The sequence below is a fragment of the Ruminococcus sp. 5_1_39BFAA genome (assembly GCF_964240875.1).
In the GTDB taxonomy this organism is placed as follows: Bacteria; Bacillota; Clostridia; order Lachnospirales; family Lachnospiraceae; genus Blautia_A.
In genome coordinates this window covers 125,761-151,795 of record NZ_CAXSVO010000004.1, presented here as the reverse complement: position 1 = coordinate 151,795, position 26,035 = coordinate 125,761, and the positions used below count along the sequence as shown (strand labels likewise).

General features: G+C 46.4%; 26 protein-coding genes and 1 tRNA gene. 20 read left to right on the top strand and 7 right to left on the bottom strand.

Annotation, left to right across the window (positions count from 1 at the left end; translation table 11 throughout):
* Nucleotides 1-154: 154 nt before the first annotated feature.
* Nucleotides 155-1,174 (top strand): ketol-acid reductoisomerase, encoded by a 1,020-nt coding sequence (gene ilvC, locus ACESZH_RS07665; RefSeq protein ID WP_373214010.1) that lies wholly within the window; start codon nt 155-157, stop codon nt 1,172-1,174.
* Nucleotides 1,175-1,231: 57 nt separating this feature from the next.
* Here the strand turns inward: ilvC and ACESZH_RS07660 are convergent, their stop codons facing one another.
* Nucleotides 1,232-2,104, bottom strand: a complete 873-nt coding sequence (locus ACESZH_RS07660; protein WP_373214007.1) for a LysR family transcriptional regulator — start codon at nt 2,102-2,104, stop codon at nt 1,232-1,234.
* 177 nt (nt 2,105-2,281) lie between these two features.
* Here ACESZH_RS07660 and leuC point away from each other — a divergent pair, with 177 nt between their 5' ends.
* From leuC to ACESZH_RS07610, 10 genes are all read left to right on the top strand, one after another.
* Nucleotides 2,282-3,550, top strand: a complete 1,269-nt coding sequence (gene leuC / locus ACESZH_RS07655; RefSeq protein ID WP_373214004.1) for a 3-isopropylmalate dehydratase large subunit — start codon at nt 2,282-2,284, stop codon at nt 3,548-3,550.
* Nucleotides 3,551-3,564: 14 nt separating this feature from the next.
* On the top strand, nt 3,565-4,053 hold the full coding sequence (gene leuD, locus ACESZH_RS07650) for a 3-isopropylmalate dehydratase small subunit (protein ID WP_373214000.1): 489 nt from the start codon (nt 3,565-3,567) through the stop codon (nt 4,051-4,053).
* Between the two features lie 184 nt (nt 4,054-4,237).
* Nucleotides 4,238-4,311 (top strand) — tRNA-Pro (locus tag ACESZH_RS07645).
* A gap of 84 nt (nt 4,312-4,395) precedes the next feature.
* Nucleotides 4,396-5,925 (top strand): LCP family protein, encoded by a 1,530-nt coding sequence (locus tag ACESZH_RS07640; protein WP_373213998.1) that lies wholly within the window; start codon nt 4,396-4,398, stop codon nt 5,923-5,925.
* A gap of 228 nt (nt 5,926-6,153) precedes the next feature.
* Nucleotides 6,154-7,365 carry an NRAMP family divalent metal transporter gene (locus tag ACESZH_RS07635; RefSeq protein WP_373213996.1) on the top strand — a complete coding sequence of 404 codons (1,212 nt, stop codon included), beginning with the start codon at nt 6,154-6,156 and terminating at the stop codon, nt 7,363-7,365.
* Between the two features lie 87 nt (nt 7,366-7,452).
* Nucleotides 7,453-8,178 (top strand): 5-oxoprolinase subunit PxpB, encoded by a 726-nt coding sequence (gene pxpB, locus ACESZH_RS07630; protein ID WP_373213993.1) that lies wholly within the window; start codon nt 7,453-7,455, stop codon nt 8,176-8,178.
* Between the two features lies 1 nt (nt 8,179).
* Nucleotides 8,180-9,184, top strand: coding sequence for a biotin-dependent carboxyltransferase family protein (locus ACESZH_RS07625; protein ID WP_373213990.1), 1,005 nt, complete (start codon nt 8,180-8,182; stop codon nt 9,182-9,184).
* Nucleotides 9,185-9,250: 66 nt separating this feature from the next.
* The gene (accB, locus tag ACESZH_RS07620) at nt 9,251-9,703 is read left to right on the top strand and encodes an acetyl-CoA carboxylase biotin carboxyl carrier protein (RefSeq protein ID WP_373213988.1); all 453 of its coding nucleotides are present in this window, start codon (nt 9,251-9,253) and stop codon (nt 9,701-9,703) included.
* Nucleotides 9,704-9,728: 25 nt separating this feature from the next.
* Nucleotides 9,729-11,075: an acetyl-CoA carboxylase biotin carboxylase subunit gene (gene accC / locus ACESZH_RS07615; protein WP_373213987.1), complete on the top strand. Its 1,347-nt coding sequence runs from the start codon at nt 9,729-9,731 to the stop codon at nt 11,073-11,075.
* A gap of 17 nt (nt 11,076-11,092) precedes the next feature.
* Nucleotides 11,093-11,860, top strand: a complete 768-nt coding sequence (locus tag ACESZH_RS07610; protein ID WP_373213985.1) for a LamB/YcsF family protein — start codon at nt 11,093-11,095, stop codon at nt 11,858-11,860.
* A 70-nt stretch (nt 11,861-11,930) separates the two neighbouring features.
* Here ACESZH_RS07610 and rfbD read toward each other — a convergent pair whose 3' ends face one another.
* From rfbD to ACESZH_RS07590, 4 genes are all read right to left on the bottom strand, one after another.
* A complete protein-coding gene (gene rfbD, locus ACESZH_RS07605; protein WP_373213983.1) occupies nt 11,931-12,872 on the bottom strand; it encodes a dTDP-4-dehydrorhamnose reductase in 942 nt (313 codons plus the stop codon).
* Nucleotides 12,873-12,885: 13 nt separating this feature from the next.
* Nucleotides 12,886-13,905: a dTDP-glucose 4,6-dehydratase gene (rfbB, locus tag ACESZH_RS07600; RefSeq protein ID WP_373213981.1), complete on the bottom strand. Its 1,020-nt coding sequence runs from the start codon at nt 13,903-13,905 to the stop codon at nt 12,886-12,888.
* A gap of 53 nt (nt 13,906-13,958) precedes the next feature.
* A complete protein-coding gene (gene rfbA, locus ACESZH_RS07595) occupies nt 13,959-14,855 on the bottom strand; it encodes a glucose-1-phosphate thymidylyltransferase RfbA (protein ID WP_373213978.1) in 897 nt (298 codons plus the stop codon).
* 117 nt (nt 14,856-14,972) lie between these two features.
* Nucleotides 14,973-16,169: a methyltransferase domain-containing protein gene (locus ACESZH_RS07590; RefSeq protein WP_373213975.1), complete on the bottom strand. Its 1,197-nt coding sequence runs from the start codon at nt 16,167-16,169 to the stop codon at nt 14,973-14,975.
* A 368-nt stretch (nt 16,170-16,537) separates the two neighbouring features.
* Between ACESZH_RS07590 and ACESZH_RS07585 the strand changes: the two genes are divergently transcribed.
* The 5 genes from ACESZH_RS07585 (at nt 16,538) to ACESZH_RS07565 (ending at nt 20,608) form a co-directional block, all read left to right on the top strand.
* The gene (locus ACESZH_RS07585) at nt 16,538-17,278 is read left to right on the top strand and encodes a DUF3825 domain-containing protein (protein WP_373213972.1); all 741 of its coding nucleotides are present in this window, start codon (nt 16,538-16,540) and stop codon (nt 17,276-17,278) included.
* A 159-nt stretch (nt 17,279-17,437) separates the two neighbouring features.
* Nucleotides 17,438-18,217 carry an ABC transporter ATP-binding protein gene (locus ACESZH_RS07580; protein WP_373213970.1) on the top strand — a complete coding sequence of 260 codons (780 nt, stop codon included), beginning with the start codon at nt 17,438-17,440 and terminating at the stop codon, nt 18,215-18,217.
* 11 nt (nt 18,218-18,228) lie between these two features.
* A complete protein-coding gene (locus ACESZH_RS07575) occupies nt 18,229-19,146 on the top strand; it encodes a SufD family Fe-S cluster assembly protein (RefSeq protein ID WP_373213967.1) in 918 nt (305 codons plus the stop codon).
* A 17-nt stretch (nt 19,147-19,163) separates the two neighbouring features.
* A complete protein-coding gene (locus ACESZH_RS07570) occupies nt 19,164-19,883 on the top strand; it encodes a hypothetical protein (protein ID WP_373213964.1) in 720 nt (239 codons plus the stop codon).
* Between the two features lie 53 nt (nt 19,884-19,936).
* The gene (locus ACESZH_RS07565; RefSeq protein ID WP_373213961.1) at nt 19,937-20,608 is read left to right on the top strand and encodes a hypothetical protein; all 672 of its coding nucleotides are present in this window, start codon (nt 19,937-19,939) and stop codon (nt 20,606-20,608) included.
* 281 nt (nt 20,609-20,889) lie between these two features.
* Here ACESZH_RS07565 and ACESZH_RS07560 read toward each other — a convergent pair whose 3' ends face one another.
* Together ACESZH_RS07560 and ACESZH_RS07555 are read right to left on the bottom strand one after the other, a co-directional pair.
* Nucleotides 20,890-21,687: an ABC transporter permease gene (locus ACESZH_RS07560; protein ID WP_373213958.1), complete on the bottom strand. Its 798-nt coding sequence runs from the start codon at nt 21,685-21,687 to the stop codon at nt 20,890-20,892.
* Nucleotides 21,680-22,447, bottom strand: coding sequence for an ABC transporter ATP-binding protein (locus tag ACESZH_RS07555; RefSeq protein WP_373213955.1), 768 nt, complete (start codon nt 22,445-22,447; stop codon nt 21,680-21,682). Before ACESZH_RS07555 ends, ACESZH_RS07560 begins: the two co-directional genes overlap by 8 nt.
* 374 nt (nt 22,448-22,821) lie before the next feature.
* On the opposite strand from ACESZH_RS07555, the gene ACESZH_RS07550 reads away from it, so the two are divergent.
* The 4 genes from ACESZH_RS07550 to ACESZH_RS07535 are packed head-to-tail and all read left to right on the top strand — an operon-like array spanning nt 22,822 to nt 25,960.
* Entirely contained in the window at nt 22,822-23,862 is a 1,041-nt protein-coding gene (locus ACESZH_RS07550) for a YbhN family protein (RefSeq protein WP_373213953.1), read from the top strand.
* Entirely contained in the window at nt 23,856-24,473 is a 618-nt protein-coding gene (locus tag ACESZH_RS07545) for a phosphatidylcholine/phosphatidylserine synthase (protein ID WP_373213950.1), read from the top strand. Before ACESZH_RS07550 ends, ACESZH_RS07545 begins: the two co-directional genes overlap by 7 nt.
* Nucleotides 24,474-24,486: 13 nt before the next feature.
* Nucleotides 24,487-25,380, top strand: coding sequence for an archaetidylserine decarboxylase (gene asd / locus ACESZH_RS07540; protein ID WP_373213947.1), 894 nt, complete (start codon nt 24,487-24,489; stop codon nt 25,378-25,380).
* Entirely contained in the window at nt 25,337-25,960 is a 624-nt protein-coding gene (locus ACESZH_RS07535) for an epoxyqueuosine reductase QueH (RefSeq protein WP_373213944.1), read from the top strand. Before asd ends, ACESZH_RS07535 begins: the two co-directional genes overlap by 44 nt.
* The last annotated feature ends 75 nt before the right edge of the window (nt 25,961-26,035 follow it).

The following is a 26,035-nucleotide window of genomic DNA, read 5'->3' as shown; positions in this document are numbered from 1 at the left end:
ATGTCTAAGGGAAAATCCCTTAACAATATATTACTCCGAAGTGAAGGTGTGGTTGAACAACATGCCGAAGCGGGAGGAGGATTTATCAGACTGGGTACCCGGTGTGGTAGATCATATTATGAAAAAATGTTAAAGATAGTAGGAGGAAAGTAAAATGGCAGCAAGAATTTTTTACCAGGAAGACTGTAACCTGTCTCTTCTGGAGGGCAAAAAAATTGCTATTATCGGTTACGGAAGTCAGGGACATGCTCACGCACTGAACCTTAAGGAGTCAGGATGCGATGTTATCATTGGTCTCTACGAGGGCAGCAGATCCTGGAAAAAAGCAGAAGAGCAGGGCTTTAAAGTATACACAGCAGCAGAAGCTGCAAAGCAGGCTGACATCATTATGATTCTGATCAACGATGAGAAGCAGGCTGATATGTACAAAAACGACATCGAGCCGAACCTGGAAGAGGGTAACATGCTGATGTTCGCTCACGGCTTCAATATCCATTTCGGATGCATCAATCCGCCAAAGAACGTTGACGTTACCATGATTGCACCAAAAGGACCTGGACATACTGTAAGAAGCGAGTATCAGGTTGGTAAGGGTGTTCCTTGTCTGGTTGCTGTTCAGCAGGATTACACAGGAAAAGCTCTTGACAAAGCTCTGGCATATGCACTTGGCATCGGCGGAGCAAGAGCAGGCGTTCTGGAAACAACCTTCAGAACAGAGACAGAGACAGACCTGTTCGGTGAGCAGGCAGTTCTTTGCGGTGGTGTATGCGCACTGATGCAGGCAGGCTTTGAGACACTGTGCGAAGCTGGCTATGACCCGAGAAACGCTTACTTTGAGTGTATCCATGAGATGAAGCTGATCGTTGACCTGATCTACCAGTCCGGTTTTGCAGGAATGAGATATTCCATCTCCAATACTGCTGAGTACGGCGACTATGTAACAGGACCAAAGATCATCACAGAAGAGACAAAGAAGACTATGAAGAAGATCCTGTCCGACATCCAGGATGGTACCTTCGCAAAAGAGTTCCTGCTTGATATGAGCCCGGCAGGCCGTCAGGTTCATTTCAAAGCCATGAGAAAATTAGCAGCAGAGCATCCGGCTGAAAAGGTTGGCGAAGAAGTACGTAAACTCTACAGCTGGAACGGCGAAGATAAGCTGATCAACAACTAAGCAAAATTTCCGAAGGAAATTTCCAACAGCCTGTCAGGTTTACCTGGCAGGCTGTTTTCATGAGAAAAACGGCGAGAGTAAAGGCAATTCATAATCCTTTTTCCGGCACACAAATCCGATTTCCCGTGAGGGAAAGGAGAGCCCCATAGGAACCTCAACCAAAGTACCCTCATCCAGCTCTTTCTGCACAAACTCCCTTATCACACAGGCAATTCCAAGACCAATCTGTGCAAACTCAATAAGCAGGTCCATAGAAGTCACTTCCAGGATATGACTCAATTCCATCCGGTTATCCTTCAAAAGCGCATTTACGGACTGCCGGGTAATATTTTCTTCATCCAGCATCATGAAGGTTGCCGTATGATGGAGAGGTTCGTGGGGAAAAAGCTCATGCTGGTTTTTTAAATACTGCCTGGTCGCAACAAATGTGTCCCGGATATCCACCATAGGGCGGTAATGGTAACCTGAGAGCCTCTTGGGCCGTCCGATCAGACCAAGATCGATTTTCCCTTCATCAAGAAGCGTCAAGGTCTGATAAGTTGATTGGCAGGAAATGGTGATGCGCACCTGGGGATTGGCTGCAATATAGGATTTCAAGTGAGAAAGCAGCACGTATTTACATAGGGTAGAGCTGGCCCCAAGCCGAAGTCTCGGAATCTCACGGGAGCGGTTGTGGAGAATGGAGTCTTCGCCTTCCGAAAGAAGAGAAAACGCTTCCTGGACCTTCCGGAAGAGAACCATCCCGTCAGGCGTGAGAGATACGCCCCTGGAGCTGCGCTTAAAAAGTGTGGTATCCAGGTTTTCTTCCAGCTTCCGGATCGCTCTGCTGATAGCGGGCTGGCTGATATACAGCTCTCTGGCAGCCTGGGAAATATTTCCGGTTCGCCCCACTGTATAAAAAATATGATAGAGGGAAAGATTTTCCTGCATAATGGAACCTCCATAACTTATAGTTATAATAAATATGATTAATATGTATTAGCAGTATAACAAAAAATGTGATAGAATAGCAACAGAAAAAATAGCTGAGTTATAGAGTGAAGCTATTTGCTGCGTAAACGCAGCGATGCTCAGGAACGAGCGTAAGAAAAAAGGAGGAATCGAGAAATGGGAATGACAATGACACAGAAAATCCTGGCAGCTCATGCGGGCCTGGATCATGTGGAAGCAGGACAGTTGATTGAGGCAGAGTTGGATCTTGTTTTGGGAAATGATATTACATCTCCTGTAGCGATTCATGAGATGGATAAAATGACCGTGAATACTGTTTTTGATAAGGATAAGATCGCATTGGTAATGGATCATTTTATTCCGAATAAGGACATTAAATCCGCTGAGCACTGCAAATGTGTCCGTGAATTTGCCTGTAAGCATGATATTACCAATTATTTTGACGTAGGACAAATGGGAATTGAGCATGCTCTTTTGCCGGAAAAAGGACTGACCGTAGCTGGCGATGTGATCATCGGAGCGGACTCCCACACCTGTACCTACGGAGCACTGGGGGCATTTTCCACTGGTGTCGGAAGCACAGATATGGCAGCCGGTATGGCAACCGGAAAAGCATGGTTTAAGGTTCCGCCTGCCATTAAATTCAATATTGTAGGTAAGCCGAAAAAGTGGGTCAGCGGCAAAGATGTGATCTTACATATCATCGGTATGATCGGTGTTGACGGCGCTCTTTACAAATCCATGGAGTTTGTGGGCGAGGGAATTAAAAACCTGTCCATGGACGACCGCTTTACCATTGCAAACATGGCAATTGAGGCTGGCGGAAAGAACGGAATCTTCCCGGTAGATGAAGCTGCCATTGCATATATGGAGGAGCATTCCAAGAGACCGTATAAGATTTACGAGGCTGATCCGGATGCGGTTTATGAGGCTGAATATACCATTGATCTCAGCACTCTGGAGCCAACAATTGCTTTCCCGCATCTGCCGGAAAACACCAAAACAATTTCTGAAATTACCGAGCCGGTAACAGTTGATCAGGCAGTGATCGGTTCCTGTACAAACGGACGGATCGATGACCTCCGCGTGGCAGCAGAGATCCTGAAAGGACGCAAAGTGAAAAAGGGCCTGCGCTGTATCGTGATTCCGGCTACTCAGGCAGTCTATCTTCAGGCTATGGAGGAAGGACTTCTGAAGATCTTTATTGAGGCAGGCGCTGTAGTAAGCACACCTACCTGCGGTCCCTGTCTGGGCGGTTATATGGGAATTTTAGCAGAAGGAGAGAGATGTATCTCCACAACGAACCGTAACTTTGTAGGCCGTATGGGCCATGTGAATTCCGAGGTTTATCTTGCAAGCCCGGCAGTAGCTGCGGCAAGCGCTGTGACCGGAAAAATTTCCGTGCCGGAAGAACTGGGATTATAAGGAGGATAAAGATTATGGAAGCAAAAGGCAGAGTATTTAAATACGGAGACAATGTGGACACAGATGTTATCATTCCTGCACGCTATCTGAATTCCTCAGACCCTGCAGAACTGGCAACCCACTGTATGGAAGACATTGACAAGAGCTTTATCAGCAAAGTGGAAAAAGGTGATATTATTGTAGCGGCAAAGAATTTCGGCTGCGGCTCTTCCCGCGAGCATGCACCGATCGCAATCAAGGCAGCAGGCGTGAGCTGCGTGATCGCAGAAACCTTCGCCAGAATCTTTTACCGCAATGCCATTAACATCGGACTTCCTATTATTGAGTGCCCTGAGGCAAGCAAAGGCATTGAAGCAGGAGATGAGGTAGAAATTGACTTCGATTCCGGTATGATCTACAACCGCACCAAGGGAACCGAATTTAAGGGCCAGGCTTTCCCGGAATTCATGCAGAAGATCATCAAGGCAGAGGGCCTTGTAAATTACATCAACGGGCAGGCGTAAAAATGCTGTTGCCAACAGCATGCGCTCGGCAGCACTGCGATCTGACATCAGTCCATAATACGCAAAGAATCTGCATCCTCCGGCACCTGCCGGGGGATGTATTATAAAAAGAGGAAAAGTGAGCTAAAAATGTAAAAAAAGTAGTTGAAATTCTTTTCGGATGTTGCTATAATACTATTCGTTACGGGGTATGGCGTAGCTTGGTAGCGCGCACGGCTGGGGGCCGTGAGGTCGCAGGTTCAAATCCTGTTGCCCCGATTATTAAAGTCCAGTTTTAGCTGGGCTTTTTTTCGCGAATGAAAAAATATTCTTTAATCACCATCACGAAAGGAGCTTTTTACAATGGAAAAAAGAAGGAGGCATATGTCCGGGCGCAGCAAGGACAGGCTGCCGGGGAAAATCATTACTGCAGTACTGGGGGTGGCAGCGCTGGTGTTCGTCTGTCTTTTGGTTTATACCAGAATGGTACCCGGTATGTATATGGGAGCAATCTGTCTGGGACTGGCGGTTTTGGTTCTGGTAACCGGGCTTTTAGTATGGAAGTTTCATCATCTTGTGAGATTTATCATCGGAACGATTTTGGCGGTTGTTTTGATTGTTGCTATGGGATTCGGCGGTCTTTATATTTACAGGACGACTACTGCTCTCGATACCATTTCCGGTGTAAATACCGAGGTTGCAAGAGTGGCAGTGTATGTGAAAAACGATGATGCTGCAGAGAATTTAAATGATACAAAGGACTATACATATGGCGTTTTGAAGGAGCTTGACCGGGAGAATACGGATGCAGCTCTGGAAAAGCTGGACCTGGAGTTTGTTGGCGACTTGAAAACAAAAGAATACAGTGGACTGACTGAATTGATTGACGGTCTGGAAAAAGGTGAAACGGAAGCAGTGCTTCTAAACGAAGCATATCTGGATATCCTGGAAGAGATGGAGGGTTACGAAAACCTGGAATCGGAGATCCGTGAGGTAGGAGTGCGGGATGTAGAAACGGTGATCGAGCGCAGAGATCCGGTTCCTTCTGCTGAGAATAACAGCGGAGAGAGCGGTAGTGCCAGTGCGGGTAAAAAGGAAGCCGGAAAAGTATATACCATATTTATCAGCGGAATTGATACAAGAGGCGGTATGACGGCAAAAAGCCGCAGTGATGTAAACATTATTGCCACTGTGAACACAGAAACGCGGCAGGTTCTCCTGGTTTCAACACCGCGTGATTTCTTTGTGCCACTGTCTATTTCCAATGGAGTGCCGGATAAGCTGACCCATGCCGGTATTTACGGCGTCACGGTTTGCATGGATACGCTGAGTATGCTTTATGATATTGGCATCAATTATTATTTCAGACTGAACTTCGGCGGCTTTGTCAACATCATTGATGCACTGGGCGGTATTACGGTGCAGTCAGACTATGATTTTGATGCATCGGGTTATCATTTTAATAAGGGAGAAAACCAGGTAAATGGTGAACAGGCTCTTGCTTTTGCCAGAGAGCGCTACGCATTTTCGGAAGGCGACCGTCAGAGAGGACGCGACCAGATGCATGTGATCGAGGGCGTGATCAAAAAGGCAATGTCACCGGAGCTTTTGAAGAACTATTCATCCATTCTGTCAGGTGTGGAGGGAAGCTTTGAGACAAACATTCCATATGAAGAAATTGCGCTTCTGATACAGAGTCAGCTTACCAGGGGAGGAAGCTGGAATGTGGTATCCTACAGTGCAAATGGTACCGGAGATACCCAGAAGCCGTATTCCATGAGCCAGAAGGCATACGTTATGGTTCCGGACCAGACCACAGTGGATAAAGCCAAAACGCTTATGCAGGCAGTGCGGGATGGAGAAACTATTTCCGCAGAAGATACAGCGCTATAAGATATGAAATTGCAGAAACATTTGGCGGCAAAAAGCCCATCTGTTTCTGCAATTTTTGCTTTTTGTAGCTTTTAGACTAAAAAATAGTTTAACACGTTAAAATTTTACTTGGTGATTACTGGAAAATGTGGTATGATATCACTATGTACTTGAAGTCCGATAAGAAAAAGTGTTGGCACACAGGTTATTTGATTTTAAGTATAAAAAACACAGAAGGGGGCTTCAAATATGAGCGAAAAGAAAAAAAGCGGAGGTGCGTTGCTCGGTGCGGCATTTTTGATGGCAACATCGGCAATCGGACCTGGATTCCTGACACAGACCGCTACCTTTACAGGACAGTATAAGGCAAGTTTTGGTTTCGTCATCCTGATCTCCATTATCCTTTCCGCAATTGCGCAGTTAAACATCTGGCGCGTATTGTGTGTGACAGGACTGAGAGGACAGGATGTTGCCAATAAAGTTCTTCCCGGACTGGGATACTTTGTTGCATTTATGATCGTGTTAGGCGGACTGGTATTTAACATTGGTAACGTTGGCGGAGGTGCACTGGGCTTTAATACACTTCTGGGCATTCCTACACAGGTGGGTTATGTGCTGGCAGGTGCTCTTGCAATCGTTGTTTTCCTTGTGAAAAATGCAAAAGCGGCAATGGATACCTTAACAAAGGTTCTGGGCGGTGTTATGATCGTAGTCATTTTCATCGTGATCGTTGTGGTACAGCCGCCGATTGGCGATGCTATCAAAAATACGTTTGTTCCGTCTGAAAGCGTAGGCGATCTCTTCCCGGCTATTCTGACCTTGATGGGTGGTACTGTCGGCGGATACATTACCTTTGCAGGTGCTCATCGACTGATCGATGCAGGCATTACCGGGGAAAAGAACTTAAAGGAGATCAACAAAAGCTCTGTTATGGGTATTGTGATCGCTACGATCGTGCGTATCTTCCTGTTCCTGGCTGTATTGGGCGTAGTTGTTAAGTTTGCGGAGGGTGTAACCCTTGATGCAGGAAACCCGGCAGCAGATGCTTTCAAACAGGGGGCAGGCGAGATTGGTTACCGTTTTGCAGGACTGGTTCTTTTGTGTGCGGCTATTACTTCCATCATCGGTGCAGCCTACACATCCGTATCCTTCCTGAAAACCTTCCATAAGAGTATTGAGAAAAATGAAAACTGGTGGATCATCGGATTCATCGCAGTTTCCACCGTTATTATGCTGGTTCTCGGAAATCCGGCTGTACTTCTTGTACTGGCAGGCGCTTTCAATGGTCTGATCCTTCCGGTTACACTTGGAATCTGCCTTATTGCATCCCAGAAAAAGGGAATCATGGGCAAGAGCTATCAGCATCCGAAGGTACTCCTGATCCTTGGTATTATCGTGGTTATCCTTTCTGCTTACATGGGAGTAACCACCTTTGTATCCAAGCTGGGAAGCCTGTTCTAAAAACGAATATTGTAAATAGACACGAAAAGGTGTAATCGCATGGTTGCACCTTTTTGTGCACAAATCTCACAAAGAGGAGATAGGAATATGGATATTAGAATTTTAACAGAAGGAGATTCCTCCATTCTGGTTGAATTCGGCAGGGAAATCAGTCCCGAGATCAACAAAAAGATTACAGCCACTGTGCAGATGATGAAGGAACAGCACATCGAAGGTGTGGTTGACATGATTCCGGCGTTTTGTTCCCTCCTTATCAACTATGATCCCCGTGTCATTTCTTTTGAAGAAATCAAAGAGAGAGTGCAGAACATTCTGAAGATTGATGTGAAGGCAGGGGAAGAGAGAAAGAGAATCTATGAGATTCCCGTCTGCTACGGCGGAGAGTACGGTCCGGATATTGCCAACATTGCGGAACATGCGGGCCTTAGCGAGGAGGAGGTCATTAAGATCCATTCCTCCAGAGATTATCTGATCTACATGCTTGGTTTCCTTCCGGGATTTACTTACCTGGGAGGGTTGGACGAGAGAATCCACACGCCGCGTCTGGCAAATCCGCGTATTAAGATCAATGCGGGAAGCGTGGGCATCGGCGGCTCTCAGACAGGTATCTATCCGCTGGATTCACCGGGTGGCTGGCAGCTTATGGGAATGACTCCGGTCAAGACCTACGACCCTTCCCGTGAAGTGCCGATTCTGGTGGAAGCAGGAGATTACATCCGCTTCGTGCCAGTGGATGAGGCTGAGTATAAACGCATCAAAGAATTAGCGGACCGCGGTGAATACCAGTGCGTCGTGCACGAAGGAGAGGTGTAAAATGGGAATTCGCATACTGAAAGGCGGAATGCTTACAACGGTACAGGATTTAGGCCGCAACGGATACCAGAGCCAGGGCTTTTCCGTGGCTGGCGTTATGGATGTTCGCTCCTTTAAAATTGCCAATCTTCTTCTGGATAATCCGGAAAATGAGGCAGTTCTGGAGTTTACTCTTATCGGGCCTACCCTGCAGTTTACCTCCGCTACGATCATTGCCATTACGGGAGGCGATTTTCAGCCAACCATCAATGGAGAACCGGCGCCCATGTATACAGCTCTTTATATGAATAAAGGAGATATCCTGAAGTTTTCAAGCGCACGTACGGGAAGCAGAGGATATATCGCATTTTCCAGCTATCTGGACATTCCGGTAGTTATGGGAAGCCGATGCACCAATATGAAGAGCGGGATCGGCGGCTTTAAAGGAAGAAAGCTGAAAGCGGACGACTATATCGGTTTCCGCATCAAAAGGCGTTATCTGCCGTTTTTCCTTTCCAGAAAGCTTGCGCCGGAAAATTTTGACCAGGATGAAGCTGTGCTGCGGGTGATCATGGGTCCCCAGGACAGCCTGATCAGCAAACAGGGAATTGAAACATTTTTAAATAAGGAATACACGGTAACCAGCGATTTTGACAGAATGGGATGCCGGTTGGAGGGACCATTTATCGCGCCGAAGGAAACCTCAGATATTATTTCGGACGGAATCGCTTTCGGAGCAATTCAGATACCTTCACATGGCAAACCGATCATCCTCCTTGCGGACAGACAGACAACAGGCGGATATGCAAAAATCGCAACGGTAGCATCTGTGGACATTCCGAAGCTGGTGCAGAGAAAGACGGATCATAAGATAAGATTTAAGGCGATCACAGTGCAGGAAGCACAGCAGCTTTACCGGAACGAGGTGGAGGAGCTTGATGATATGAGAAAGACCATCCACCAGCCATGTAAAGAAGTTTTGGACTGCCGCCTTGTAGCAAAGAGACTGACAAAATTGTTCGAATAACAGGAAAGCCCCATCGGGAAGGTTAATAGGGGCTTCCGCCAGATTGATAAAAAGGGAGATGCGCTAATGGATTTAGAAAAGATTGAAGGTTTAGTAAATATTATCGAAAATTCTTCTTTGACAGAATTTACTTATAAGGATGGAGACGTTAAGATCACCATGAGCAAGCTGGATCATCCTCCGGTAGTAGCGGCAGGAATGCCCATGGCACCGGGAATGGCAATGCCGGCAGCTCCGTCTGCTGAAGCAAAGGCTGCAGAGGAACCGGAAGAGGAAGAAAAGCTTTTCATTACCTCTCCGATCGTGGGAACCTTTTATTCTGCACCTGCACCGGATGCTCCGGCATTCGTAAAGGTGGGAGATCAGGTAAAGAATGGTCAGACCGTCTGCATTCTGGAGGCTATGAAGCTGATGAACGAGATTCAGGCTGAATTCGATTGTGAGATCGAGGCAGTGCTGGTAAGCAACGAACAGAAGGTAGAGTACGGACAGCCTCTGTTCCGTGTAAAGAGATTATAAGGGACAAAATAAGGAGGTTGGAGCTTTGTTTAATAAAATTTTAATTGCCAACCGTGGTGAAATTGCAGTCCGTGTTATCCGTGCATGCCGGAATATAGGAATCCGCAGCGTTGCCGTTTATTCTAAGGAGGATGCAAAAAGCCTGCATGTCCAGCTTGCTGACCAGCGTATCTGTATCGGGGAAGGTCCGGCCAGATACAGCTACCTGAATATGGACAGAATCATCGCGGCGGCCCAGAATATGGGAGCTGACGCCATTCATCCGGGCTTTGGATTTTTGTCGGAAAACAGTGAGTTTGTGAGGAAATGTCAGGAAAACGGGATTACCTTTATCGGCCCGGAGGCAGATGTAATTGATAAAATGGGAAACAAATCCCATGCCAGAAAGACCATGATGGAAGCAGGCGTTCCTGTGGTCCCGGGTACAAAGGAACCGGTATATGATGCTGAGGTGGGAAAAGAACTGGCTGCAGAGATAGGATATCCTGTTATGATCAAAGCTTCCTCAGGCGGCGGCGGAAAGGGTATGCGTGTGGCACGTTCTGAGGATGAATTTGAGCATCAGTTTAACATGGCACAGAGAGAATCTGCCAATGCCTTTGGCGATGATACCATGTATATTGAGCGTTTTGTGGAAAATCCCCGCCATGTGGAGATTCAGATCATGGCAGATAATCACGGGAATGTGGTGGCTCTTGGAGACAGAGACTGTTCCGTACAGAGAAATCACCAGAAGCTTATTGAAGAGTCCCCGTCCCCTGCTATCAATGAGGAGACAAGGCAGGAGATGAACCGTTGTGCCATTCTTGCTGCAAAGACAGTGGGCTATACTAATGCGGGAACCATTGAGTTTATCGTGGATCCACAGGGAAGATTCTATTTCATGGAAATGAATACAAGGATCCAGGTGGAGCATGGCGTGACGGAGATGGTGACAGGCACTGACCTGATCGTAGAGCAGATACGTGTAGCCATGGGAGAGCCGTTAAGCTTTACACAGGAGGATGTAAAGATTAAGGGACATGCCATCGAATGCAGGATCAATGCCGAGATTCCGGAGAAAAACTTTATGCCGAGCCCTGGCGTTGTGCAGAATATGCATCTTCCAGCGGGAAATGGAGTGCGGGTGGATACCGGCCTTTATACAGGCTATAAGATCCCGTCAGAATATGATTCCATGATCGCAAAGGTAATTGTTCATGCACAGAACCGTGATGCTGCGCTGCAGAAAATGCGGTCAGCGCTGGATGAAATGGTGATCATGGGAGTGGAAACAAATCTTGATTTCCAATATCAGATCATGAAGCATCCTGTTTTCTGCGAAGGAAAAGCAGACACCGGATTTATTGAAAGAATTATGAAGCTGGGATAAAACGGAGGAAAAGAAATATGTTTCGTGTTGATTTAAACAGTGATCTGGGGGAAAGCTTCGGACGCTATACGCTTGGAATGGATGACAAGATCATTCCCCTTATTACATCAGCGAATGTGGCATGCGGCTATCATGCCTCTGATCCTGTCGTAATGGAAAAGACGGTTGCTATGGCAAAGGCTGCTGGTATCCGGGTGGGAGCACATCCTGGATTTCCGGATCTGATGGGCTTCGGACGGAGAAATATGGCGGTATCCCCTGCTGAAGCAAAGGCATATGTGCTGTACCAGCTTGGCGCGCTTTCCGGTTTTTGCAGGGCAAAGGGCGTGAAACTGCAGCATGTAAAGCCGCACGGTGCACTGTATAATATGGCGGCAAAGGATTATGAGCTTTCAAAGGGAATCTGTGAGGCGATTTATGAGTTTGATAAGAATCTCATCGTACTGGCTCTTTCCGGCGGTGAGCTGGCTCATGCAGCAAAGGATATGGGTCTCAGAACAGCTCTTGAGGTGTTTGCGGACAGAGCCTATGAGGAGGATGGAACGCTTGTAAACAGAAGAAAAGAGGGTTCCATGATCACAGATGAAAATGAGGCGATTGCCCGTGTTGTGCGGATGATCAAAGAAAAAAAGGTCACTGCCATTACCGGAAAGGACATCCCGATCCAGGCGGATTCCGTATGCGTTCACGGAGACGGAGTGAAAGCTCTGGCATTTGTGGAAAAGATCAGAAAGACTTTGACAGAGGAAGGCGTGGAGATCTGCAGCCTTGATGAACTGTTGTGATCAAATAAAAAAGCATATAGGATAAAAAGGTCCGGGGCTCCCATAAGCGGGAACCCCGGGCCTTTTTGAATCAAAACTCAATCTCCTCCAGATAACGGGAAAGGGCATCCTGCCAGGTGGGAAGAGGAGTAAATCCATTCTCAGAGAGTTTGGATTTGTCCAGGCGACTGTTAAAAGGACGGGCAGCCTTGGAGATTCCGTACTCGGCAGTGGTAACCGGGATCACGTTTACCTTAGACGGCTCGTATTCCGGATGTCCTGCGGCAACAGCCTGACGGAAGATTTCTTTTGTAAAATCATACCAGCTTATAAATCCGCCCTCATTTGTTGCGTGATAATAGCCGTATTTCTCTGTGACGATCATGTCCACCATGAGACGTGCAAGGTCATAGGTATAGGTGGGAGTGCCAATCTGGTCAGACACAACACGGATGGTATCATGGGTCTTTCCGAGATTCAGCATGGTCTTAATGAAGTTCTTTCCATTTTTGCCGAATACCCAGGCAATACGGATGATAAAGAATTTTTCTACATTGTTATAAACTGCAAGCTCTCCGTCAAGCTTCGTCTGACCGTAAACATTCAGAGGCTTGTAATCCTTGCAGTCCGGCTGCCAGGGTTCTGTTCCCTGACCGTCGAAAACATAGTCTGTGGAAAGGTACATCATCTTAATATCCAGCTTTTTGCAGACAGCGGCAATATTTTCCGTTCCCACCACATTTACAAGGCGTACCTTTTCTTTTTTATCCTCATCCTCAGCAGCATCCACAGCAGTCCATGCGGCGCAGTGAACGACTGCATCGGGTTTAATTTCTGTAATGATTCTCTCTACGGCTTCTGCATTGGTGATATCCATGCTGACATAGGGCATTGCAGTAACCGGTGAACCGTCCTGAATACCTGCGTATTCCGGAGCAAGATCGGAGCCTACACCCTCATAGCCGCGTTTGTGCAGCTCGTTCATCACATCGTGTCCGAGCTGACCTGCCACTCCTGTTACGAAAAGTTTCATATTGTGAGCCTCCTTAGCGATTGCCGTACATTTTTTCGTAGTAGTTCTGATATTCGCCGGAAATAATGGTTTCCCACCATTCCTTATTGTCAAGATACCACTGGATAGTCTTCTTGATACCGTCTGCGAATTTTGTTTCAGGAAGCCAGCCAAGCTCGTTGTGGATCTTTGTGGGGTCGATGGCATAGCGCATGTCATGGCCCTTTCTGTCGGTTACGTAGGTGATCAGGCTCTCTGGTTTTCCAAGCTCTTTACAGATGATTTTTACAATGTCGATATTTTTCATCTCATTGTGGCCGCCGATGTTGTAAACCTCGCCCACACGTCCTTTATGGATGATCAGGTCGATTGCCTTGCAGTGGTCTTCTACATAGAGCCAGTCGCGGACATTGAGGCCTTCGCCGTATACCGGGAGAGGTTTGTCATTTAAAGCGTTGGCGATCATTAACGGAATCAGTTTTTCCGGGAAATGATATGGACCATAGTTGTTGGAGCAGCGGCTGATGGAAACCGGAAGTCCGTAGGTTCTGTGGTAAGCCAGCACAAGAAGGTCAGCAGCAGCCTTGGAGGAGCTGTAGGGACTGCTTGTGTGAATCGGGGTTTCCTCTGTGAAAAACAGATCCGGACGGTCTAATGGCAGATCGCCGTAAACTTCATCGGTTGAAACCTGATGATAGCGCTGAATGCCGTATTTGCGGCAGGCATCCATCAGTACAGCCGTACCGATGATATTGGTATTTAAGAAAACCTCCGGGTTTTCGATAGAGCGGTCCACATGGCTCTCGGCTGCAAAGTTTACAACCATGTCAGGATGCTCTTCCTCAAATAATTTGTAAACAGCCTCGCGGTCTGTAATGCTTTCCTTTACAAAACGGAAGTTCGGGTTGTCCATGACAGGAGCAAGGGTGGAAAGATTGCCCGCATAGGTCAGACAATCCAGGCAGATGATCCTGTAGTCAGGATATTTCTTTAACATATGAAAAATAAAGTTGCTTCCGATAAATCCGGCACCGCCGGTTACAATGATATTCATGGTATGTTGTCTCCTTTATAATTGATTCCTGCAGCTCGCCGCAGGGTGCTTGATTAGTGTAATACGTCCAGGAATTTGCCGTCCAGTACATCTTTTAAATACTGTCCGTACTGGTTTTTCTTTAATACCTCGTAGACCTTCAGGACTTCATCCTTGGTGATCCAGCCGTTTAAATAAGCAATCTCTTCCAGACAGCCGATCTTGCGGTGCTGATGATCCTCCATGGTCTTTACAAAATTCGTAGCCTCTACCAGACTTTCGTGTGTTCCGGTGTCAAGCCAGGTAAAGCCCTGACCAAGCAGTTCCACATTCAGATTACCCTTTTCCAGGTAAATTCTGTTCAGGTCAGTGACCTCCAGTTCTCCTCTGGCACTTGGTTTTAAGTTTTTGGCATATTCTACAACTTTATTGTCATAGAAATACAGGCCGGTGACACAATAGTTGCTCTTCGGATGCTCTGGCTTTTCTTCGATAGAGATTGCTTTGCCCTCATGGTCAAATTCTACAATGCCAAAGCGCTCCGGGTCATCTACGTAATAGCCGAATACGGTAGCACCTGCGCCGGATTCCGCATTTTGTACTGCAGCTTTCAGGCGTTTTTTCAGGCCGTGGCCGGCAAAAATATTGTCGCCCAGCACCATGGCAACCGTGTCATCCCCAATGAAATCAGCGCCGATGATAAATGCCTGTGCCAGACCATCAGGGCTGGGCTGAACCGCATAGGTGAGATGAACACCAAACTGATGTCCGTCCTCGAGAAGCTCTTCAAAGCGGGGAGCGTCCTGTGGTGTGGAAATGATCAGGATATCACGGATGCCTGCATTCATGAGAACAGACATAGGATAATAGATCATGGGTTTGTCATAAATAGGGAGCAATTGCTTAGACGTAACCATAGTGAGCGGATAGAGCCTTGTGCCGGAACCGCCGGCTAAAATAATTCCCTTCATAAAAATCTCCTTTGTAAAATACTGTTGTCCGTTTGGTTTCAATGGTGTTCAGATCATTTTCAAGTTTTCTTTATTATAAAAGGTGACGTAGGGTTACCTTCAAGAACTTTTTTACATTTATTTTAAATTTGTTAATTTTTCACAAATAAATATCCCGGCATCCTTTGTGATATGGAAGCCATTTTCCGTTTTTTTCTTTACATGGGACCGGAATTCCTTATATCTGTCCAGAAGATACTGGTTCTGGTTTCCGTGACAGGAGAGAATGTAGGAGATCAAAGGCTCCGCATCAGGAACCAGAAGGGCATCCTCATAGGTCTTCCAGGTAATCTGTTCAAAACAGGTGGAAAGGATGTTTTTTCCATTTTCCCGTCCGAACCGTTCATAGAGCTTATCTGCGGAAAGAACGATCCGCTCATCAAAATCCTGAACCAGCCTGCTGACCTCCTGCATGTGACAGCTTCCGTAAGTGCTGCATATGAAGCGCCCCCCTTGTTTTAATACACGCCGTACCTCACTGCATACCAGCCCGGGATCCTGACAATAGAACAGCACATGGTTGGCGATCACCAGGTCAAAGCTTTCCGCCCTATATGGAATCCGATGGCAGTCAAAAGCCTCAAAGGAAAAGCGGCTGTCCGCCGCCCCGATGGCTCTTCTGGCATCCCGGAGCATACCTTCCGAAATATCGGAAAGGCTAACGGAAATCTCCCTGGGAAGCTCACCACGGTTTTGGACCCAGAGCGTCCCGTCTCCGCACCCCAGTTCCAGAACCCGCATCCCCTCAGAAAGCCGGCAGTTCCTGAATATCCACGGAAACCACCCCTCCTGATTCTGGGAATAGAGACTGTGCAGATTAATCCTGGATGAGATATTGGAAGCATTCTGATACTGATTTTTCAAACTTTTTTCCATTTCAGTAAGATGAATCAGATTCAGCATCTGACTCCAGTCTACAGTATGCTCCTTGGAAATAGCATCCGCCGTATCTTGAATAGCCTTTTCCACAAGCTGCATTTGTTCAATCCTGTCTCTGACAAGCTTTAACTGTACATTAAGAGAATTCAACATAAAGTGACAGTCTGAATCCCCAATCGTCATTTCCCTGATATCCTCCAATGAAAAGCCCAGATATTTCAACAGCAATATCTGTTGGAGGCGTGCAAAATCACCATCTGTATAAAATCTTGCCCCCGCCTCCGTTACAAAAGAGGGCTTCAAAATATCATGCTTATCATAATAACGAATCGTCCGAAGCGTCACGTGCGCCATCCTCGCAAACTCCCCACTAGAATAATACCCCTCTTTTTTCATCCCATTCTCCTATCAAACAAAATTTATGTGTAATTATTATAAAAGCTGGCTCTCCAATCTCCCCCATCGGCTAAGCGCCCTATAAATAAAACCACAAATTATCGCCGCAAAGTGGGGCCAACAGGGGGAGCGCGAGGGGGCATTCGGCCTTCGCAACTCCGAGATTGCCCCCTCGCATTATTATAAGAAAAACTCACCTTCGAATCAACATTTTCTATTGCTATTTTTCCCACTATGTGGTAGCTTAATGTTATGGAGTTCAAAAACTCCTGATTCTCAAACCGGCAGTTCTGTCGGTGATTTTCCACAATACAATATTAATAAATACAAAAGATAGCAAATCCAATATATAAGAACGGGAGGTTTCTATGAATTTATTTGAGTTTACCTACTGCGGAAATTATAACCGGCAGATAGAGAAGCTTTCCAGAATGTCGCCTGAAAAATGGAGCTTCGGCGATACAAACGACAATGGAATCCTGAAAGGCTATCTGGAAAACACCTTTAAGCGCCTGTATGAGGAAGAAAAAGTGGTTGAGAAAAAAGAATACGCCATTTTTCATACAGGACTCTTTAATCGCTATTATCAGCCAATTTATGCTTACTTTGTACCCAATCTGGTGCCGGACAGGCAGAACTGGTATCTGGATGGATTTTACACAGACTATTCTCTTTTGAAAGCAAAGATCACAGAGCTTCCGGAGCGTGCAAGCTACGTGGAAAATCCTTCCGACCTTGTTTTTGACACGAATTTGCCCATTGTGCCTCAGTACGAGCACATTTTCGGGGATGAGGAAAATGCCCAGAGACTTCCGGAAAATGTGAGAAGCAGCGGAATGCGGCTGCAGCTTTTTGACGGCGCGCTGCGTCAGACAAGAAGGATTCTGGAATCCGATTACAAGGCTGCGATTCCACAATATTACAATCACACGATCCAGCTTTTGCTGCCCATCTGCCTGCAGAATTCCGGCGTGCCCGATCTGGCACTGGCATGTGTAAAAACCCCGGACGGCAGCAAATATCTCGGACGAACCTGCCTGACTCTCAGAATGGCTTACCACAATGCGAGGCTTTTGGCACGGATGGACGGTAGCTGGCTAAAAGCATGACGGATTTTCACAATAATATATTGTAAGACCTATTCAAAAACGGAAAAAAGTGCTAAAATAATACCCTGAAAACCCTCGCAGCCGGATGTTCGGAAAATGATTTTGCCGTGACCGGCTGGCAGATAACAGGATAGAAAAACCATAGATGGAGGAGTAAACATGTTAGAATTAAAAAACATCTGCTTCCAGGTACCTGACGAAAAATCCAGAAATGCGAAGGAAAAAGGCATTCTGAAAAACGTCAGCATGAAGCTGGAGGATAATAAATTTGTGGTCATCACCGGTCCAAACGGCGGCGGAAAGTCCACACTGGCAAAAATCATTGCTGGCATCGAGAAGCCCACCTCCGGTCAGATCTTATGGGACGGAGAGGACATCACAGAAATGAGCATCACGGACAGGGCAAAGCTTGGTATCAGCTATGCCTTTCAGCAGCCGGTACGTTTTAAAGGCGTAACCGTATTTGACCTGATCCGCCTTGCATCAGGCAAGGAGCTTTCCGTAGGTGTGGCATGTGAATATCTGTCAAAGGTAGGCTTATGCGCAAAGGATTACATTAACCGTGAGGTGAACGCAAGTCTTTCAGGCGGTGAGATCAAGAGAATTGAGATTGCTACAGTCATGGCGAGAAAGGCAAGAGTTTCTGTTTTTGACGAGCCGGAGGCCGGGATCGACCTGTGGAGCTTTCAGAACCTGATCCAGATTTTTGAGGAAATGCACGACAGGCTTCACGGTTCCATCCTGATCATTTCACATCAGGAAAGAATTCTGAATATTGCAGACGAAATTCTTTTGATCGCAGATGGAGAGCTTGTAAAACAGGGAACAAAAGAAGAAATCCTTCCTCAGCTTCTGGGAACGGCAGATGCCACAGCATCCTGTCACAAGGCAGCGTCGTCAACAGATGAAAAAGCGGCCGAAGGCAATAAGTGTGATTAAGGAGGACAGGCATGGACGCAATACAGAGAGATTTACTGGAAAAAGTAGCCGGACTTCATGAAGTTCCGGAGGGAGCCTACAACATCCGATCAAACGGAAAAAGCGTGGGCAGAAGCAGTACCGCAAATATAGAGATTACCACAAAGGAAGATAAAAACGGTATTGATATCCGCATTAAGCCGGGAACTAAAAATGAAAGCGTGCACATCCCTGTGATCATGAGCCAGGCAGGGCTGCAGGAGTCTGTATATAATGATTTCTATATCGGAGAGGGTGCAGATGTTGTGATAGTAGCAGGCTGCGGTATTGATAACTGCGGAAATACTGACAGTCGCCATGACGGGATCCACCGCTTTTTCCTGGAGAAAAATGCACGGGTAAAATATGTGGAAAAGCATTATGGAAGCGGCAGCGGTACAGGCGGACGGCTGATGAATCCTGCAACCGAGATCTATATGGATGAGGACAGCTACATGGAGATGGATACCTCACAGATCCGCGGCATTGATTCTACAAACAGAACGAATAAAGCCCGGCTAAAAGCAGGAGCAACGCTTGTGGTGATGGAACGTCTTATGACTCACGGAAGCCAGAGGGCTGAGAGCCGTTTTGATGTGCAGCTTGACGGAGAGGACAGTTCTGCTAATATCGTATCCCGTTCCGTTGCCAGAGAGGAATCCTACCAGCTTTTCCAATCCAACTTAAGCGGGAACAACCGCTGCAGCGGACATACGGAATGTGACGCCATTATTATGGACAATGCAAAGATCAGCGCAGTACCCCAGCTTTCTGCTACTCATGTGGATGCAGCGCTGATCCATGAGGCTGCTATCGGAAAAATCGCAGGAGAGCAGATCATAAAGCTGATGACTTTAGGGCTTACAGAGCAGGAAGCAGAAGAACAGATCATTAGCGGATTTTTGAAATAGAATAAAAAGGAGGATACATGCGGATCGAATTACAGGAAGAAAAGAAAGAAGAAACAGCAGAGGTAAAAGAACCGGAATTAAAGGATAAACATGAGTCTGATCTGACGAAAAAAGAGAAAAGGGAGCTGGAGCGCCAGAAGCTGAAAAGTATGAACTTTTGGGGAAAGCTTCAGTATATCTGGGCTTATTACAAGGCACCGATCTTCGGACTGATCGGAGTGATCGTTATTCTATCTGTGATCAAGGACGCTTATGACAATTCAAAGATCAACACAGCACTGGCCATTACTGTGATTGATTCCCTGGGAAGTGACTATGAGGCAGCACAAAAGGATGTCGAGACGGTTTTGGGCGTGGATGAGGATGAGTTCCAGGTAGTAACCCTGGAGCAAAATCTGAATACTACAGAGGGCGGACAGGAGCTGAACCCTTACGGACAGATGGCGCTGGTGACAAAGATAGAAGCAAAAGCTATAGATGTGATGGTTATGCCGGAAAACTATTATGAAAGCCTGGATGTGTCAGGGTATTTTGCTGAGATAAAGGAGGTTCTGGGAGAGGAGACTTACGCTTCCTTTGGAAGTGATGCGGACAGCTATCATGTAACGATTTCTTCAGAAGAATTTGCTGAAAAATTTGGTATTCCTTATGATCCGGTTTGCATAGCAGTGCTGGCAAACTCTGAAAATAAAGAAAACGCTGCAAAGTGGATATCTTCACTTACAGACGGTAAGTAAAATACGATATATCAGGGCGGGGGTCCTGGGGGGATGATAGCGGAGGTATGAGAGTGGGAAAGGGTTTTTGTAAATTAGCCGCGCTTTTAGCGGCGGTTTTCTGGCTGACAGTTTTTGGGGTGCTTGGCAATTACCGCGAAGCATCTGCGGCAACAAAGAAGCAGACAGCCATACAGGTAAAGGTTGACAGCAAATACAAGGCATCTCTTGTCAAGAAAACGGATGGATGGTATCTGCAGTCATCCAAGATAAGCATGAGCACACGTAAGGCGGCTGAAAGAGTGGCATATCTGACTATCCCGAAGAAAAAGGAGTTTACCAGCGGATATTACTATTTTAATAAGAAAGGCCGTCTCGACACCCGTAGGGCATTCCATCAGTTGAATACCACTATAAATGGAAGGAAATTTAGCGGAAAATATTATTTTGGAGAGCTGAACGGGCGGCTTCGCATGAAAGCCGGGTGGGTAACCTACAAGGGAAATCAATATGCCCTTAATAAATATGGAAAAATGTATACAAGCCGCTGGTACGGAGGGCGTTATCTCAAGGTAAACGGACAGGTCGCAAAAAGCATGAAAACGCCTGACGGAACTTATGTGGATAGTGAAGGGAAGCGGTGTACAAAGGAGGAAGTACGCCTCAGCTCCCTGAAAAGTACTCTGCAGTCCATGATAAACGGATATTCCGGGTCCTGGTCTGTATGTAAAAAATTGCGTTATTAAGCTGTTTGCAATGGAGGCTACATATTACCAGATAAAAAGCGGAAAGCTGTATCCAAAAATATCTGACCAGATACGGAAAAAGGACAGATTATGTGGTCGTGATTTTTTCGAATACAAATGAATACAACGGAATCAATGGAATTAAACAGTTGACTGCAAAAATTCACAGTTATTTGAATTAAAAAGTCACCAGTGGGCATTTTAGCAAAAAATTAACGGGGAAGCGTGAATCCAAACGCTTCCCCGTTTCGTTATAATGAATGTAAGCAGAAACGGACAGGCTACAGTCGTCTGGTGTAGCGCTTTTCCACAAAGGCCAGCGCGCCGTAGAGCAGCATGGCGATGACGCAGAGGATGACGATAGACATAAGGACCCAGGTGAGCTTGAAGGTCTGGCTGCCATAGATAATGAGATAGCCAAGCCCCTTCCTGGCACCGATGAATTCGCCGATGATGACACCTACAAGGCAAAGTCCGATATTTACCTTCATGATACTTAAAATCAGCGGTATGGAAGAGGGAAGGACGATTTTAAAAAGCTCATCCTTCTTTCCTCCGCCTAAAGTGTCAATTAGCTTCAGTTTTTCCGGGTCAACTTCCATGAAACCGGTGTACAGGTTCAGGATGGAGCCGAATATGGCTACGGACATCCCGGCAACTACGATGGTGCGTTCATTTGCCCCGAGCCAGACGATCAAAAGGGGAGCAAGGGCGGATTTCGGCAGGCTGTTCAGCACGACCAGATAAGGCTCCAGGATTTTTGAAAGTCTGGGACAAAGCCAGAGAAGAACGGCAGTACCAATCCCAAGGACCACCACGAAGAAAAAACTCAGCAGGGTTTCCGCCAGAGTGATTCCAATGTGGGAAAAAAGGGATTGGTCCAGGCACATTCCATAAAAGGTCCGGGCTATCTGGCTGGGGCTGCTGAAGATAAAGGAGTCGATCCATCCAAGTCTGGCCGAGATTTCCCATAAGGTGAGAAAACCTGCAAAAACCAGGATACGTGCAGTGATGATCAATTGTCGGTCGCGTTTTATGCGCAGCAGATAAGCGCTTTGCGCACGGGAAAGTTCAGGCATTTTTGTTCAGCTCCTTCCATATCAGGTTGAAATAGGATTTAAAATCAGGCGCGTTTCTGGAGGAAAGAGGAGTGCGGTCCTCGATATCCAGATGAATGGGTATGATTTTTGCCACAGTTGCTGGACGGCTGGTGAGTATGATCACTCTGTCTGCCATGCTGATGGCTTCGGAAATGTCATGCGTTACCAGAATAGCAGGCTTGTGTTCCTTTTTGAGAATCCTGCCGATGTCATCGCTCACATTCAGCCTGGTCTGGTAATCCAGGGCGGAGAATGGTTCGTCAAGGAGGAGCAGGTCAGGCTTTAATGCCAGGGTGCGTATGAGGGCGGCTCTCTGCCTCATACCGCCGGAAAGCTCTGAGGGACGTGAATTCCGGAATTTGTCCAAACCATAGGTGAGAAACATCTCATCGATATAGGACAGCTTTTCCTTCGTGAGCTCTCCGCGGATTTCCAGGCCGAGGAGGACATTTTTATAGATGCTTCTCCACTCCAGGAGGTGATCCTTCTGGAGCATATAGCCGATACGGGAAGAGGCTTTTGCCACAGGCTTTCCATCCATAAGGATGGTTCCGTTTTCTGCTTCCAGTAACCCACAAATTAGGTTTAAAAGAGTTGATTTGCCGCATCCGGACGGACCGACTACGGCAAGAAACTCTCCAGGCATCAGATCAAAGGATATATGAGAAAGGGCATCGGTTTCCCCTGAAATACTGTGGTAAGAGAGTGAAACGTCCCTTACTTCCAAAAGTGGTTTCATATATTTACCTCCATTTTCGTATATTTTATGATATGCTTTTGGAAATGGATATGATATAATGTGAACACTTAGTGAATGCAAGCCGCAGGCGCAGCATGAGCTTAGTGAGAACATATACCTGGACACTTGGCGAATGCAAGCCGCAGGCGCAGTATGAGCTTAGTGACCATGGTATAATGTGAACACTTAGTGAATGCAAGCCGCAGGCGCAGCATGAGCTTAGTGAGAACATATACCTGGACACTTAGCGAATGCAAGCCGCAGGCGCAGTATGAGCTTAGTGACCATGGTATAATGTGAACGCTTAGTGAATGCAATATCGCAGGCACAGCATGAGCTTAGTGAGGAGAGGCGAATGAGGAAAAAAAGGAAAAATGACTGGTAAAAAGACAATATTCAATCTGATTTTTTTAGCGGCAGTGTTTTCCCTGACCATGTATTTTGTTTTCCGTGGGGAAGATATAGAAAAAATTACGGCTGCTGTCCGTGAGGCAGATGGTCGGTATCTGATCGTGGGCCTCATCTGTGTCGTACTTTTTATCATTGGTGAATCTGTTATTATTTTTTATATGATGCGCACCCTGGGAGCAAAGGTAAAAATGAGCCATTGTGCATTATATTCGTTTGTTGGCTTTTTCTTTAGCTGTATCACACCATCCGCCACCGGCGGACAGCCAATGCAGATTTATTATATGAAAAAGGACAAGCTTCCCATTCCTGTGACTACACTGGTACTGATGATCGTCACCATTACCTACAAGGCTGTCCTTGTCTTTATCGGGATTCTTGTGTGCCTTTTCGGCAGAGATTTTCTCAGAGGATATCTCGGGGACTTCATGTGGGTATTTTATCTTGGAGTTGGATTGAATGTATTCTGCGTAACACTGATGATGACACTTGTATTCGCACCTGGTCTTGCGAAATGGCTGATGGTAAAGGGCTTGAAGATCATGGAGCACATCCGCATTATGAAGCCGCGGAAAGAGCGGCTGAAAAAGCTGGAAGAATCCATGGACCAGTACCATGATACCGCAGCATTTTGGGCAAGCCATAAGAGGATCATTCTAAATGTATTTCTGATCACCTTTGTTCAGAGATGTATTTTGTTTACCGTTACATATTGGGTTTATCGTTCCCTTGGACTTCATGGGTATAATATCGCCGTGGTGAGCATCCTGCAGTCTGTGATTTCAGTTTCTGTGGATATGCTTCCGCTTCCGGGAGGAATGGGAATCAGTGAAACCTTATACATGGTGATGTTTGTGCCTGTATTTGGCAAGCTGCTGCTTCCATCCATGCTTTTGAGCAGAGGAATCGCCTATTACGGTCAGATGCTGATCAGTGCGCTGATGACCTGTGTGGCCCATATCGTGATAGGAGGAAACGTAAGAAAAAAGGAGAATATTTCATGTTAGGTTTTTATGATTATACTGTAGTTTTAACGTATGTTAGCCTTGCTGTGTCCGTTTTCGGCATGACGAGGGCATTAGAAGGGGATTTCCGCGTAGCGATCCTGTGTCTGGCTTTGTCCGGCCTTTGCGACATGTTTGACGGCAAAATCGCCAGAACAAAGAAGGACCGTACAGAGGATGAAAAAAAATTCGGTATCCAGATTGATTCTCTCTGTGATGTGGTGTGTTTCGGCGCATTTCCCATCATTATCTGCTACAGTCTGGGAATGCGTGGAAAGGTCAGCGTGCTGATCCTTATGCTGTACGGCGTGGCATCTGTGATAAGGCTTGGATATTTTAATGTAACAGAAGAAAAAAGGCAGACAGAGAGCCAGGAAGTAAGAGAGTATTATCAGGGACTTCCCATCACCTCCATGGCTATCATCCTACCATTTTTATATTTGATCAGGCGTTACTGCGGCATACACTTTCTGATGGCAGTGAATGCGGCTGTTGTGATCGTGGGAATCCTGTTTATTAGCGATATTAAGGTGAAAAAACCACAGAACCCTGTGCTCATTATTCTGGTAGCAATGGTAGCTCTGGCGTTGGCAGTGATGTTCCATCTCATTTAAAAGCGAGGTATCCATGAAATATATAGACCGAAAAGGAAATATTACAATTGAGGAGAATAACCAGGATAAATTCTTGCGTCATTTATACCGTGACTGGGGAGGACGTATTTGTCTGAAAATCCTGGTGCGGCCTGTTGTGTCCAAAATTGGCGGGGCTTTTTTGAACACCCGGTTTTCCAAAGGTCTGATACCCGGTTTTGTGGAGAGAAACCGCATTGATCTGTCAGCCTGTGAGAAACAGGAATTTTCTTCCTACAATGATTTCTTTACCAGAAGGCTGAAGGATGGAGAGCGTCCCATTGCGGATGGAGAGAGACTGCTTGTAAGCCCTTGCGATGCTAAATTGACTGCCTGCCGCATCAGCGGAGGCCAGAGTTTTTATATCAAAGATACACCATACACCATAGAGGAGCTCTTGCAAAGCAAAAAGCTTTCCTCGAAATATAGAGGCGGTTATGCCCTGATCTTCCGGCTGACAGTGGACGACTACCATCATTACTGTTATCCGGCTGATGGTATCAAATCAAAAAATGTGAAAATTCCGGGAATATTTCACACCGTAAATCCTACGGCAAATGAGGTATGTCCTGTTTACAGAGAAAATATAAGAGAATATGTACTTTTAAAGACTGAAAAATTCGGTACCCTGGTGATGATGGAAGTGGGAGCCATGATGGTGGGCAAGATCACGAACCTTCATCCGGAAGCCTGCCAGGTAAAGAAAGGGCAGGAGAAAGGGTATTTTGAGTTTGGCGGCTCTACAGTGATACTGCTTTTGCAGCACGGCAGAGTGCGGCTGGATTCAGACCTTCTGGAGAATTCAGAGGGCGGCTATGAAACGATTGTAAGGATGGGCGAGAGAATTGGCGAATGTAAACTACCAAAAAGAACTGGAAAAGCTGATTGAAAAAGAACAGAAAGAAGGAAGAGTCCCAAGGCTTTTTCTCCATGCCTGCTGCGCACCCTGCAGCAGCTATGTGCTGGAATATCTTTCCAGGTATTTCTCTATTACCGTGTTTTTTTACAACCCCAATATCTCACCCAGAGAGGAATATGAAAAGCGTGTGGCTGAGATTCAGCGAATGATCCGTGAGATGAATTTTATCCATCCGGTTGAACTGAGAGAAGGAGAATACCATCCGGAGGATTTTTATAAAATGGCAAAGGGCCTGGAGGATATCCCCGAGGGCGGTGAGCGGTGCTTCCGCTGCTACCGTATGAGGATGGAAGAGGCTGCCAGACTGGCAAAGGAGGGCGGCTATGATTATTTTACCACAACGCTTTCCATTAGCCCGCTGAAAAATGCGGGAAAGATCAATGAAATCGGACAGGAGCTTTCGGAAATCTACCAGGTATCCCATCTGCCTTCGGATTTCAAAAAGAAAAACGGCTATAAGCGTTCCATTGAGCTCTCCCATGAATATGGTCTGTACAGGCAGAATTACTGTGGATGTGTTTATTCCAAAAGAGCTGCCAGGGAGCAGTGAGCATTTGATAACGACAGAAGTCCCTCGGGGCTTCTTTTTTTCGCCAGGAAAAATATATCAAATACTTTATATTTT

Bases quoted from the DNA above. Each gene is read 5' to 3' on its own strand.
- ilvC (WP_373214010.1), top strand. From the start codon at position 155: ATGGCAGCAAGAATTTTTTACCAGGAAGACTGTAACCTGTCTCTTCTG.
- ACESZH_RS07660 (WP_373214007.1), bottom strand. From the start codon at position 2,104: ATGCAGGAAAATCTTTCCCTCTATCATATTTTTTATACAGTGGGGCGA.
- leuC (WP_373214004.1), top strand. From the start codon at position 2,282: ATGGGAATGACAATGACACAGAAAATCCTGGCAGCTCATGCGGGCCTG.
- leuD (WP_373214000.1), top strand. From the start codon at position 3,565: ATGGAAGCAAAAGGCAGAGTATTTAAATACGGAGACAATGTGGACACA.
- ACESZH_RS07640 (WP_373213998.1), top strand. From the start codon at position 4,396: ATGGAAAAAAGAAGGAGGCATATGTCCGGGCGCAGCAAGGACAGGCTG.
- ACESZH_RS07635 (WP_373213996.1), top strand. From the start codon at position 6,154: ATGAGCGAAAAGAAAAAAAGCGGAGGTGCGTTGCTCGGTGCGGCATTT.
- pxpB (WP_373213993.1), top strand. From the start codon at position 7,453: ATGGATATTAGAATTTTAACAGAAGGAGATTCCTCCATTCTGGTTGAA.
- ACESZH_RS07625 (WP_373213990.1), top strand. From the start codon at position 8,180: ATGGGAATTCGCATACTGAAAGGCGGAATGCTTACAACGGTACAGGAT.
- accB (WP_373213988.1), top strand. From the start codon at position 9,251: ATGGATTTAGAAAAGATTGAAGGTTTAGTAAATATTATCGAAAATTCT.
- ACESZH_RS07610 (WP_373213985.1), top strand. From the start codon at position 11,093: ATGTTTCGTGTTGATTTAAACAGTGATCTGGGGGAAAGCTTCGGACGC.
- rfbD (WP_373213983.1), bottom strand. From the start codon at position 12,872: ATGAAACTTTTCGTAACAGGAGTGGCAGGTCAGCTCGGACACGATGTG.
- rfbB (WP_373213981.1), bottom strand. From the start codon at position 13,905: ATGAATATCATTGTAACCGGCGGTGCCGGATTTATCGGAAGCAACTTT.
- rfbA (WP_373213978.1), bottom strand. From the start codon at position 14,855: ATGAAGGGAATTATTTTAGCCGGCGGTTCCGGCACAAGGCTCTATCCG.
- ACESZH_RS07590 (WP_373213975.1), bottom strand. From the start codon at position 16,169: ATGAAAAAAGAGGGGTATTATTCTAGTGGGGAGTTTGCGAGGATGGCG.
- ACESZH_RS07585 (WP_373213972.1), top strand. From the start codon at position 16,538: ATGAATTTATTTGAGTTTACCTACTGCGGAAATTATAACCGGCAGATA.
- ACESZH_RS07580 (WP_373213970.1), top strand. From the start codon at position 17,438: ATGTTAGAATTAAAAAACATCTGCTTCCAGGTACCTGACGAAAAATCC.
- ACESZH_RS07575 (WP_373213967.1), top strand. From the start codon at position 18,229: ATGGACGCAATACAGAGAGATTTACTGGAAAAAGTAGCCGGACTTCAT.
- ACESZH_RS07570 (WP_373213964.1), top strand. From the start codon at position 19,164: ATGCGGATCGAATTACAGGAAGAAAAGAAAGAAGAAACAGCAGAGGTA.
- ACESZH_RS07560 (WP_373213958.1), bottom strand. From the start codon at position 21,687: ATGCCTGAACTTTCCCGTGCGCAAAGCGCTTATCTGCTGCGCATAAAA.
- ACESZH_RS07555 (WP_373213955.1), bottom strand. From the start codon at position 22,447: ATGAAACCACTTTTGGAAGTAAGGGACGTTTCACTCTCTTACCACAGT.
- ACESZH_RS07550 (WP_373213953.1), top strand. From the start codon at position 22,822: ATGACTGGTAAAAAGACAATATTCAATCTGATTTTTTTAGCGGCAGTG.
- ACESZH_RS07545 (WP_373213950.1), top strand. From the start codon at position 23,856: ATGTTAGGTTTTTATGATTATACTGTAGTTTTAACGTATGTTAGCCTT.
- asd (WP_373213947.1), top strand. From the start codon at position 24,487: ATGAAATATATAGACCGAAAAGGAAATATTACAATTGAGGAGAATAAC.